This is a genomic window from Acidimicrobiia bacterium, assembly GCA_035651955.1.
Taxonomy (GTDB): domain Bacteria; phylum Actinomycetota; class Acidimicrobiia; order IMCC26256; family JAMXLJ01; genus JAMXLJ01.
Window position 1 is genome coordinate 59,501 of the sequence record DASRES010000024.1, and the last position, 11,382, is coordinate 70,882.

General features: G+C 71.4%; 9 protein-coding genes. 1 reads left to right on the forward strand and 8 read right to left on the reverse strand.

The window, feature by feature from the left end; translation table 11 throughout:
* Nucleotides 1-53 precede the first annotated feature (53 nt).
* The 7 genes from ahcY to VFC33_06430 all read right to left on the reverse strand — a co-directional run bounded on the left by ahcY (nucleotide 54) and on the right by VFC33_06430 (nucleotide 8,628).
* The gene (ahcY, locus tag VFC33_06400; GenBank protein ID HZR12866.1) at nucleotides 54-1,538 is read right to left on the reverse strand and encodes an adenosylhomocysteinase; all 1,485 of its coding nucleotides are present in this window, start codon (nucleotides 1,536-1,538) and stop codon (nucleotides 54-56) included.
* Nucleotides 1,539-1,690: 152 nt separating this feature from the next.
* A complete protein-coding gene (locus VFC33_06405; GenBank protein ID HZR12867.1) occupies nucleotides 1,691-2,737 on the reverse strand; it encodes a bifunctional phosphoglucose/phosphomannose isomerase in 1,047 nt (348 codons plus the stop codon).
* Between the two features lie 3 nt (nucleotides 2,738-2,740).
* The gene (locus VFC33_06410) at nucleotides 2,741-2,977 is read right to left on the reverse strand and encodes a Trm112 family protein (protein HZR12868.1); all 237 of its coding nucleotides are present in this window, start codon (nucleotides 2,975-2,977) and stop codon (nucleotides 2,741-2,743) included.
* Between the two features lie 126 nt (nucleotides 2,978-3,103).
* Complete coding sequence (locus VFC33_06415) at nucleotides 3,104-4,447, reverse strand: phosphomannomutase/phosphoglucomutase (protein ID HZR12869.1); 1,344 nt, start codon at nucleotides 4,445-4,447, stop codon at nucleotides 3,104-3,106.
* 26 nt (nucleotides 4,448-4,473) lie between these two features.
* Entirely contained in the window at nucleotides 4,474-6,999 is a 2,526-nt protein-coding gene (locus tag VFC33_06420; protein HZR12870.1) for a hypothetical protein, read from the reverse strand.
* Nucleotides 7,000-7,626: 627 nt separating this feature from the next.
* On the reverse strand, nucleotides 7,627-8,361 hold the full coding sequence (locus VFC33_06425; GenBank protein ID HZR12871.1) for a CPBP family intramembrane glutamic endopeptidase: 735 nt from the start codon (nucleotides 8,359-8,361) through the stop codon (nucleotides 7,627-7,629).
* Nucleotides 8,362-8,412: 51 nt separating this feature from the next.
* Nucleotides 8,413-8,628: a DUF3499 family protein gene (locus VFC33_06430; GenBank protein HZR12872.1), complete on the reverse strand. Its 216-nt coding sequence runs from the start codon at nucleotides 8,626-8,628 to the stop codon at nucleotides 8,413-8,415.
* Nucleotides 8,629-8,867: 239 nt separating this feature from the next.
* Here VFC33_06430 and ftsH point away from each other — a divergent pair, with 239 nt between their 5' ends.
* Nucleotides 8,868-10,907 (forward strand): ATP-dependent zinc metalloprotease FtsH, encoded by a 2,040-nt coding sequence (ftsH, locus tag VFC33_06435; GenBank protein HZR12873.1) that lies wholly within the window; start codon nucleotides 8,868-8,870, stop codon nucleotides 10,905-10,907.
* Nucleotides 10,908-10,931: 24 nt separating this feature from the next.
* On the opposite strand, the gene VFC33_06440 is transcribed toward ftsH, so the two are convergent.
* A complete protein-coding gene (locus tag VFC33_06440; protein HZR12874.1) occupies nucleotides 10,932-11,381 on the reverse strand; it encodes a thioredoxin family protein in 450 nt (149 codons plus the stop codon).
* Between the last annotated feature and the right edge of the window lies 1 nt (nucleotide 11,382).

Below are 11,382 nucleotides of genomic sequence, written 5' to 3' on the forward strand. Positions count from 1 at the left end.
CGGCCTCCGGCCTTCGCTCGCCGCCTCTGCCGAACCCGCTCAGCCGGCTCGCATCAGTACCTGTAGTAGTCGGGCTTGAACGGCCCCTCTTGCGGGACGCCGAGGTAGGTCGCCTGCTCCTCCGTGAGCGTCGTCAGCTTCACGCCGAGCTTCCCGAGGTGCAACCGCGCGACCTGCTCGTCGAGGTGCTTGGGCAGCGTGTACACCTTGCGCTCGTAGAAGTCGGTGTGGGTGAACAGCTCGACCTGCGCGATCACCTGGTTGCTGAAGCTGTTCGACATGACGAAGCTCGGGTGCCCGGTGGCGCAGCCGAGGTTCAGCAGCCGGCCCTCGGCGAGGACGATGACGGAGTGCGCGTCACGGCCTTTCGACGCGGGGAAGACCCACTCGTCGACCTGCGGCTTGACGTTCACGCGCTCGATGCCCGGCCACCTCGCGAGGCCGGCCATGTCGATCTCGGTGTCGAAGTGCCCGATGTTGCCGACGATCGCGTTGTGCTTCATCCGGCTCATGTGGTCGGCGGTGATGACACCCATGTTGCCGGTCGCGGTGACGAACAGGTCGGCCGTCTCGACGACGTCGTCGACGGTCGTGACCTCGTAGCCCTCCATCGCCGCCTGCAGCGCGCAGATCGGGTCGATCTCCGTGATCACGACGCGCGCGCCCTGGCCGCGCAGTGACTGCGCGCACCCCTTGCCGACGTCGCCGTACCCGCACACGACCGCGACCTTCCCGGCGAGCATGACGTCGGTGGCGCGGCAGATCCCGTCGACGAGCGAGTGGCGGCAGCCGTAGAGGTTGTCGAACTTCGACTTCGTGACGGAGTCGTTGACGTTGATCGCGGGAAACAGCAGCGTGCCGGTGTCCTGCATCTGGTACAGCCGGTGGACGCCCGTGGTCGTCTCCTCGGTGACGCCCTTGATCCCCTCGGCGAGGCGGTGCCACAGCCGGTCGTCCTCGGTGTGGAGCCGGCCGAGCATCGCCAGGACGACGGCCATCTCCTCGTTGTCGGCGGTGGACGGGTCGGGCACCTTGCCGGCGCGCTCGAACTCGACGCCCTTGTGCACGACGAGCGTCGCGTCACCGCCGTCGTCGAGGATCATGTTCGGGCCGCCGCTGTCGCTGTTGCGCCACCGCAGCGCCTGCTCGGTGCACCACCAGTACTCCTCGAGCGTCTCGCCCTTCCACGCGAACACGGGGACGCCCTTCGGCGCGTCGACCGTGCCGTCGCGACCGACGACGATCGCGGCGGCCGCGTGGTCCTGGGTCGAGAAGATGTTGCACGAGCACCAGCGGACGTCCGCGCCGAGCTCCACGAGCGTCTCGATGAGCACCGCGGTCTGCACGGTCATGTGCAGCGAGCCGGTGATGCGCGCGCCCGCGAGCGGCTTCTTCGGTCCGTACTCCTCGCGGATCGCCATGAGGCCGGGCATCTCGTGCTCGGCGAGCTCGATCTCCTTGCGGCCGAACCCGGCGAGCGAGAGGTCGGCGACCTTGAAGTCGCCGAGCACGTCCGTGCGGGGCTGGGTCGTCGTCATCGGGGACTCCTTCGGTATGCGGGCGCGTGGGCAGCGATCACGCGCTCGACCTGCGGGTGGAGTCGGCCCAGATCACTGGATGACAGCCGCTTGGACGGCCCGACCGGCCGCCGAGTGTAGCGCCGGGCGAGCCCGGCCACGGACGTCGCCTGCTACCGCGCGAGCTCGGCCTTCAGCTGGCTGATCGTGTCGATCGGGCCGGGGTCGACGTCGTTGCGTAGCGCGAGGTAGCAGCTGGTCCAGTCGCCGACGTACATCAGGTCGAGGAGCTGCGCGAGACGCCCCTCCCCTGCCGCGCGCACCTCGAGCACCTGGTGCACGGCCTCCTCGACGATCGCGCGGGTCACCTCGAACCGACGCGACAGCTGCTCGTGCTCGAAGCCGTGGCGCAGCTCGACGAGCGTGAACAGCTGGCGCGTGATGTCGCCGTGCTGACCCCACGCGCAGATCTCGTTGTGGTCGAGCTCCGGGTACGCGTTCCAGAACGCGGGCGCCTTCGCGTTCTCGTTGACGTCGGCCTTCCACCGCATCGCCGCGACGCCGCCGAGGGCACCGCCGCCGTACACGATCGGGATCGTGCGGTCGATCCTGCGTGCGAGCTCGCGCGCGACGTTCGCGGAACCTTCCACCGATGGGACGCACGTGTCGCGACGCGCGGCGAGCTGGTCCTGCGCGGCGACGAGCCACCGATGCGCGTCGGGCAGCAGCCCCATGCGGAACAGGGTGACGAAGACCGGGGCGACGAGCGCGCCCAGCGCGGCACGCGGCATCAGGCCCTCGGGACAGGCGATGTGGAGCGCGCCCGCGTCGCTCGCGAGCTGCGCGAGCGCGCCGCCGGCCGACACCGCGACGAGGCGCGCGCCCGCGTCGAGCGCACCGCGCGCCATCGACAGCGTCTCCTCCGTGCCGCCCGAGTACGACAGCGCGAACGCGAGTGTCGACGGCCCGACGAAGCGCGGGGTGCGGATCTGCTTGAGCACCGTCACGGGGTACGACAGCGCGGCGTTCGCGCTCGCGGCGAGGACGTCACCCGCGATGCCGGACCCGCCCATGCCGAGGACGACGACGTTGGTCAGCCCGTCCGCGCTCGGGAACCGTTCGACGTCGATGGCCCCCGCGGCGCGGTGCGCGGCCTCGAGCTGCTCGGGGAGGCCGGCGACCGACCCGAGGAAGTCGAGCGAGTCGCCCGTGACAGCCACGGACTATGCCTCGAACGTCGGCTTGATCCCCTCGGACTCGGCCTTGGCCATGAGCCGCTGGTGCTCGGCGTCGTCGACCGTCTCGGCCTCGTCGATCAGCATGATCGGGATGTCGTCGCGCACCGCGTACCGGCGCTTGAGCCGCGGGTTGTACAGCGCCGACTCGTCCTCGAAGTAGAGCAACGGCCCCTTGTCCTCGGGGCAGGCGAGGATGTCGAGCAACTGCGGGTCGAGCGCCATCACGGCTCCTTCGAGGACGTCGACGAGGCGGGGCGGTCGCGCAGACTACGCATCGCGGGCGAGCCCTGGTGGATTCGACACCCGTGCGGTGTCCGATCCACCAAAGCTCGTCGGGGTGGGTCGAGGTCAGGCGCGGCGGATGTGGGCGAGCACCTCGGCCGTGTGCTGCTCGACGGCCCGCTGGTCGGGCGCCTCGAGGTTGAGTCGCAGCAACGGCTCGGTGTTGCTCGGCCGCAGGTTGAACCACCAGTCGCCGAGGTCGACCGTCAAGCCGTCGAGGCGGTCCTGGCGCGCACCCGCGTACGCCGACGCGACCTCGTCGATCACCCCGTTCGGGTCGGGGACCTCCGTGTTGATCTCGCCCGACTGCGCGTACGGCTCGAACGGCTTGCGCAGCTCCGACAGCGGCCGGTCCGCGCGGGAGAGCTGCTCGAGCACCATCAGCGCGGCGATCGATCCGGAGTCCGCCCGCCAGTTGTCGCGGAAGTAGTAGTGCGCGGAGTGCTCGCCGCCGAAGATCGCGCCGGTCTCGGCCATCACCTGCTTGATGAACGAGTGGCCGACGCGCGTCCGCACGGGTGTGCCACCCATCTTCTCGACGAGCTCCGGCACCGCCTTCGACACGATCAGGTTGTGCACGATCGTCTCGCCCGGGTGCCGCTCGAGGATGGCCTTGGCGACGATCGCCGTGGTCGTCGAACCTGAGACGGGCTGCCCGCGGTCGTCGACGAGGAAGACGCGGTCGGCGTCGCCGTCGAACGCGAGGCCGACGTCCGCACCGCGATCGAGGACCGCGCGCTGCAGGTCCTTCAGGTTCTCCGGCTGGATCGGGTCGGCGGGGTGGTTCGGGAACGTGCCGTCGAGCTCGGGGTACAGGACGGTCAGGTCGAAGGGCAGACCGTCGAACACCGCGGGGACGACGAGGCCGCCCATCCCGTTCGCGGTGTCGGCGACGACGACGAGCGGGCGCAGGGCATCGACGTCCACGAAGGACCGGACGTGCTGGGCGAAGTCGTCCAGCATGTCGACCTGCTCCGCCCGCCCGACCTCCTCGGCCCGCTCGAGCAGGCCGCCCTCGACCGCGGCCTTGATCTGCCCGAGCCCCGTGTCCTGGCCGATCGGCGCCGCGCCAGCGCGGCAGAGCTTGATGCCGTTGTAGCGGGCCGGGTTGTGGCTCGCGGTGAACATCGCGGCGGGAGCGTCGAGCCGGCCCGCCGCGAAGTAGCACATGTCGGTCGACGCGAGGCCGAGATCGGTCACGTCCGCGCCGGCCATCGTCGCCCCTTCGACGAACGCGGCGCTGAGCGGCTCCGACGAGGGCCGCATGTCGCGGCCGACGATCACGCGGGCCGCGCCGGTGAACCGGACGAAGGCGTTCCCGACCCGGCGGGCGACCTGCTCGTCGAGCTGGTCGGGGTAGACGCCCCGGACGTCGTAGGCCTTGAAGATCGCGTCGAGGTCGGAGGGCACGGCACGCTCCTGTGCGTGGGGACCCATCAATGTACCCACCCTGTCGAAGGGGTTTCGCCGCTTTCGCGCAGTTCGCCGGGGCCGTCGGCGCCGCCGCCGTCGCCACTCCGGCGACGGCGCAGGCGGGCGACGAACACCGGGACGACGGGCTCCGGGTGCCAGCGGGCCAGGAGCGCGAGGGCGGCGAGCCCGAGGAGCGTGACGACGATCCCCACCCACTCGACGCCCGTGCGCGTGTAGTGCAGCGAGACGTCGTGGCTCGTCGGGACGACCACCATGAGGTTCGGTGTGAGCCGCCACGGACCCGACGCGCCGGTCGCCTTCCAGTTGGGGAAGTAGGAGACCTTCACGACGACCGGTACGCCCGTGCGCGAGACGTGGAAGTGCACGGAGCTGTTCGTCGTGCGGACGTTCGTGACCGTGACGTGCGGGAGCGGCCGGCCGAGCGCGGTGGTGTCGGCGACGGCCGCGGGCGCCCGCCGCCACGACGACGGCCCGTCCGCGGCGAGCGGGCGGTCGAGGTTCGTCGCCTGGTCGAACCAGCCCGCCGCGAGGCACTCCCACGGGTCGAGGTGCACTGCCGGGGTGCCGGCCTGCGGCGCAGTCCCGTAGCACTGCGCGGTCGTCCCCCGCTTGGGGTTCGTCGCGACGACGGGCTGGTACGCGAGCCCCTGGACGAGCGGCGCGTCGCGCACCTCGTAGATGCTCCAGCCGAGCGGCAGCCTGTTGTCGAGATCGGGGACCGTCGCGACCCGCCGGAGGTCCGTCGTGTCGGCGTCGGCGGCCGCCTTCGCCTCGGTGGAGTACGCCATGTAGTAGCGGACGCCCAGGACGCGCAGGTACTGCACCCCGAGGCGGAAGTCGGCGATCGACTTGTACTCGAGCCCGCGCACCGGGTTCGACGCGTTGCCCGGACCGGACAGCGCGGAGACGGCGACGAAGTGGTACGGCGTCGTCGCGGACGACTCGAAGTAGAGGCCCTCCATCGAGTCGATGCGCCCGTGCGTGAAGTACGGCAGCAGCTCGAGCGCGAGCGGGGTGCCGTAGCGGTCGATCGCGCTCCCGCCCTCCCACGTCGCACGCCCGGGCGGCAGCGCGTCCATCGTGTCGACCAGCTTCCGGAACTCGGGGTACGCCTTGCCCGCCTTCCCCGTCGTCTGCTGGTAGCCCGTGTAGTTCCACTCGGCCCAGAACGGCAGGAACCCGCGCGTCTGCTGCACCCGCACGAGCGCGGCGAGCGCGGTCACCGCGACGAGGCCAACGGCGACGATCGGCGTGATGCGCGGGCGCGGCGGCGCGATCGCCCGGGTCGCGAACGTCGCGAGCGCGAGGAGGATCTCTGCTGCGCCGAGCGCCGCGAGGAGGAACAGGCCCAGGTACCAGAAGGGCAGGAACCGCAGGTTCCAGGCGTGCGACTGGGGCCAGAACCGGAAGACCAGACCGAACGCGACCGTCATCGCCAGCACGATGAACGTGGACCGGCGCATCCGCACGACGCCGATGACGATCGCGACGACGCCGAGCGCGAAGACCCACCAGAAGTAGCGCGGGAAGAGGAAGAGCGCGTACTGGTCGAGCCGCTCGTAGTTCATGTTCGTCGTGTAGCGCAGGGTCGCGACGAGCGGCAGCGACCAGAACGCGGTCAGCGCACCGGCGACGCCGGCGATCGCGACCATGACGCGCAGGTTGACCGCCGGTCGGTATGCGAGCCAGACGATCAGCGCGCCGACCGCGACGAAGATGCCCACGACGAGGTGGCTGAGCACGGTCGCGGCGATGAGCGCCGCGGGCAGGGCGAAGTTGGCGCGCTTGCCGTTCCGTCCGATCCGATTGTCGAGCGCGCGTGCGAGCGCGGCGAGCGCGAACAGCCCGAGCGCAACGGCGATGCCGAACGAGAACTCGCCCGCGAGGTTGCTCGCCAGCGTGAGCCCCATGATGTGCTGGTCGAACGCGGCCGTCTTGCTCGCCGGGTGCAGCCGCGGATCGCCTTTGAAGAAGATGAGGACGACGCTCGCAACCGATGCCAGTGGCGCCGCGATGCGAGGCGCACGGATCGAGCGGACGAACGCGTACGCGGCGACGGGCAGCAGGACGGGCCCGAGCGCCGTCACGAGCTTGAACGCGACGTTGTACGGCAGGACGACGTTCAGGACGATGATCGCCAGCGCGGGCAGCGGGAAGTAGAACTGACCGACCGGGAAGCCCGCGTACCAGTCGGGCGCCCAGCCGGCGACGCGGAGGTGCGGCAGCAGGTTGTCGCGGACGTACGCCGGCCACCACACGTGCGCGCCCATGTCGCCGCCGTTCGGCGTCGTGTTGCGCAGCAGCAGGTCGGGCCGCTGCTGCCACAGCACGTACACGACGCATGCGGCGACGATCGCGAACGTCAGGATCCGCTCGACCAGCCGGAGCGTCCGGGCGCGCTCGGATTCCGGCTCGCGGGCGTCCAGCTCCCCGGCGGCGGCCGCGGGCGCGGCGGTCGCGGGCGCGACAGGATGCGGTGCGGGCTCTGCGTCCGCCTCCGGCTCGGAGGACGCCGGCGGGGGGCTCACACCCGCCATCCTTGCAGCCCGCCTGCGCGTTCCGGCTGCAGGAACGCGCACGCGCGCGGAGCCGGACGCGACAGGAGGTGCGGCCCCGTCGGACCGCACCTCCTGGATGCCGTCGCCGTGCCGGCGTTGGCGTCTCCTGGTCGCGAGACCGGGTGGCCGGTCTTGTGGGCCACCCGTCGCCACCGCGGACGGTGGCTCCAGGACACGTCGTCGCCGATGCATCCGGGGGGACGAGCGCACCGGCCGTGCCGGCGTCGGCGAGGGACTCGCGGGCTCAGCGAGGGACTCGCGCCGTCTCTCAGCGAGGGACTCGCGCGAGGTCGAGGACCCGCTGGAGGGAGACGTGCCCCTCGGCGCTCTCCCAACCCTGGGCCTCGCACTTGCCGCAGCGGCGGAACACCAGATCCGCCTCGCCGACCCGCATCCGGATCTCGACCAGGCTCCCCTTCGCACACCTCGCGCAACGCATCGCGTCGACCTCCCCGTCGTCCGTCCCACACCGGGGATCGGCGGTCGCCGGCTCGCGGCTTGAGGATGATCCGGGGATGATTTGGGCGCCGGAGCGGCGAGCGGCCGCGAGCCGGGTATCCCGGCGAGCAGCGAGCGCGACCACGCGAACGGTGCAGGTCAGCGGCTCGTCAGGACCGAGACGACGGTCAGCAGGTTGAAGCCGGCGTGCAGCGCGATCGACCGCGAGAGGCCGCCGGTCCGGACTGCCTCGTAGCCCGAGAGCAGCCCGAGCGCGAAGAGCGCCGGGACGGCGACGACCGTCCCGAGCGACGGGTCGAGCAACGGGTGCACGACCGCGAACACGAGGGCGGACACCGTGACTGCCGAACCGGGCGGGATGCGACGCAGCAGCCCGCGCAGGAGCATCCCGCGGAAGAGGAGCTCCTCGACCGTCGGCGCGACCAGCAGCACGCCGATCACGAACAAGGCCGTCTCGCCACCGGTGCTCGCCTTGAAGGTGTCGACGACGGCCTGCCCGCTGTTCGACGGCAGGAGCTGGTTCAACGGGTACAGCGCGGCGGCCGCGAGGTACGCGAGGACGACGCCGCCGACGACCCAGCCCGAGTCGCGCCAGTCCCAGCGGAACCCGAAGTCCGTCGTGAGGGACCGCCGGCCCTTCGCGTTGCTGATCCACCACGCGACGCCGAGCGACACGAACGACTGGACGAACAGCGCGACGACCGTCGACGCGACGTCGTCACGCTTCGGCGCGCCGGCCGCCGGTGCGAACGGCGCGGCCGCGATCGCACCCACGATGACGCCCGCGATCCACGCGATGCCGAAGTCCGGGATGCCCCAGCGCAGGACCGTCCCGCCGGGGACGGGAGGCGGCGGGCGGCGGTCGACGGCCACGGACGCCGAGGGTACCGACGAACGTCGCGGCGAACCCGTCGCGGGATTCGCTCAGGGAAGTCGGCGGTCGACGAGGTGCCAGCCGTGCGGAACCTGCACGCGCGCGCTGTGCAGGTCGCACAGGTCGTAACGCGACGGGTCGCGCTCGGCCGCGAGCTCCTCGACCCAGACGGAGCTCGAGGCGTAGTGGTACGTGAGCGACGCGCTGGCGGCGCGGGCGCACTCCGGCCGCGCGCACAAGCGGGTCGTGGCGGACCGGATCGGCACGGCGCGGGAACATAGTGCGCGACGCGCGCCGGCACGGGGACCTCGAGACCGACCGCGTCGTGCGTCGCGGACCGAGCGGCGGGGAACAAATCGTGCACGGACGGTCGTTGGACGCGGCGACTCCAGTTCGCGTCCTCCGTCGTGGGCGTGGTGCGCGGGACCAGCCGGGTACCGGGTCCGCCCTACCATGGGTGCGACGGGGCCCGCCCGTTCCCACCCGAGGAGGCCGTCCCGCCCCCATGAGCCGCCGCCCGAACGATCCGCTGCAGCCACGTCGCACGCCGCGGCCGTCGGGCACGCCGCCGAACGGCTCGCAGCAGTGGACGCGGTGGCTCCCCTGGCTCGTGATCGCGGCCGTCATCGCGGTGCTCGCGTTCAGCAACCTCCGCACGTCGGGCACGAGCAAGGCGAGCCTCAACTACACGGAGTTCACGACCGCGGCGCAGGCAGGCAACGTCAAGAGCGTCCAGGTCGACAAGTCGAACGGCAACATCACGGGGACGTTCAAGACCCCGCAGGACGGCAAGACCGAGTTCACGACGGACGGTCCGGACACGGGCCTGCCCGACAGCGTGGTCAGCGCGATCAAGGACGGCGGCGGGACCGTCAAGTACGTCCACCAGGGCTCGAACATCCTGGCGACGCTGGCGATCTACCTGCTGCCGATCGGTCTCCTGATCCTGCTCTTCGTGTGGATGAACCGGAGGGCCCAGGGACAGATGGGCGCGATCATGAACATCGGCCGGAGCCGGGCGAAGGTCTACTCCACCGAGAAGCCGAAGACGACGTTCCAGGACGTCGCCGGCTACACCGCGGTGAAGGAGGAGATCGCCGAGGTCGTCGACTTCCTCAAGAACCCGGGGAAGTTCAAGGAGATCGGCGCGCGCATCCCGAAGGGCGTCCTGCTCGTCGGTCCGCCCGGTACCGGCAAGACGCTCATCGCGCGCGCGGTCGCCGGTGAGGCGGGCGTGCCGTTCGTGTCGGTCACCGGCTCCGACTTCATGGAGATGTTCGTCGGTGTCGGCGCGGCACGCGTGCGCGACCTCTTCCAGACCGCGCGCAAGCAGTCCCCCGCGATCATCTTCGTCGACGAGATCGACTCGATCGGCCGCAAGCGCGGCGCGGGGCTCGGCGGCGGCCACGACGAGCGCGAGCAGACGCTGAACCAGATGCTCGCCGAGATGGACGGGTTCGAGGCGTCGGAGGGCATCGTCATGATGGCGGCGACCAACCGCCCCGACGTGCTCGACCCCGCGTTGCTGCGGCCGGGCCGCTTCGACCGCCAGATCATGGTGCCCCTGCCGACGCAGGAGGAGCGCGTCGACATCCTGAAGGTGCACTTCCGCGACAAGCGGATCGCGCCCGACGTCGACATCGACATCGTGGCGCGCGGCACGCCGGGCATGAGCGGCGCGGATCTCGCCAACCTCGTGAACGAGGCCGCGCTGTTCGCCGTACGGCGCGGCGCGAAGGAGATCTACGCGGAGGACTTCGAGGCCGCGCGTGACCGCGTGATCATGGGCCTCAAGCGCGAGTCGATGGCGCTGACCGACGAGGAGAAGGAGGTCGTCTCCTACCACGAGGGCGGTCACGCGGTGCTGGCGTACGTGCTCGAGCACGCGGACCCCGTGCACAAGGTGACGATCCTCCCGACCGGCATGGCGCTCGGTGTGACGCAGCAGCTGCCGATCGAGGAGCGCCACATCTACAAGAAGGAGTACATCACCGACTCGCTCGTCGTGCGCCTCGGTGGGCGCATCGCCGAGGAGATCGTCTACGGGCACCTGTCGACGGGCGCGCAGAACGACCTCGTCGGCTGCACGGAGCTCGCCCGCAAGATGGTGCGTGAGTGGGGCATGTCGGACCGCATCGGCCCGATGGCGTGGGGCTCGCAAGGCGCGGTGTTCCTCGGTGAGGACCTCGTCCACACCCGCGACTACTCCGACGAGACCGCGCGCGTGATCGACGAGGAGGTCGAGCGCATCCTGCGCGAGGAGGAGGACCGCGCCCGCAAGGTGCTCGCGGAGCACCGCGAAGGGCTCGAGGCCGTCGCGCGCGCGTTGCTCGAGAAGGAGACGCTCGACGGCGCGGAGGTCGGGCGGCTGGTGGACGAGGCCGCGGGCCGCAAGGCCGGGGGCCCGCGCGTCACGACGACCGCGGAGGGCGAGGAGGTCGAGGTGCCTCCGCCGCCGGAGAGCACGCCGCGTGTCGACGGGACGGGCAACGGCGGCGACGTCGTCGCGCCGCTGCCGCCGGCCCGCTCCCGCACCGGCGAGTAGGGGGGGCCCGGCCGCGCCGGCGCTCTACAGGACGCCGAGATCCGGTTCGGGCGTCGACCCCGGCTCGCGCGCCTCGGCGACCGCGGCCCACAGGTCGGTCGCGCTCGTCGGTCCGACGAAGCCGTGGTGCACGACCCCCGCGTGGTCCACGACGAGCACCATCGGCACGCCCGAGATCTCGTAGCGCGCGTGGAGGTCCGTGTGCGCGCCGTACTCGATGTCGCACGTCGCGACTGCGTCCGACTCGAGCACCGCGACCTTCGGCGCCATCCGCGCGCAGCTCTCGCACGTCGCCGACGAGAACAGCACGACCAGCCACGCCGCATCGGGACGCGGGAAGTCGGCGCGGTCGAGCTGACGTGGGATCGGGTACGCGTCACGCGTCGGCGGGGCGGGACGGCGCCGGTTGAGGTGCCACGCGATCGCGCACGCCGCGGCGAGCAGCACGACCGCGACGACGATGCGGACGGTCATC

Excerpts from the sequence above, each read along its gene's own strand:
- VFC33_06410 (HZR12868.1), bottom strand. The coding sequence starts at position 2,977 with ATGGCGCTCGACCCGCAGTTGCTCGACATCCTCGCCTGCCCCGAGGAC.
- VFC33_06440 (HZR12874.1), bottom strand. The coding sequence starts at position 11,381 with ATGACCGTCCGCATCGTCGTCGCGGTCGTGCTGCTCGCCGCGGCGTGC.
- ftsH (HZR12873.1), top strand. The coding sequence starts at position 8,868 with ATGAGCCGCCGCCCGAACGATCCGCTGCAGCCACGTCGCACGCCGCGG.
- ahcY (HZR12866.1), bottom strand. The coding sequence starts at position 1,538 with ATGACGACGACCCAGCCCCGCACGGACGTGCTCGGCGACTTCAAGGTC.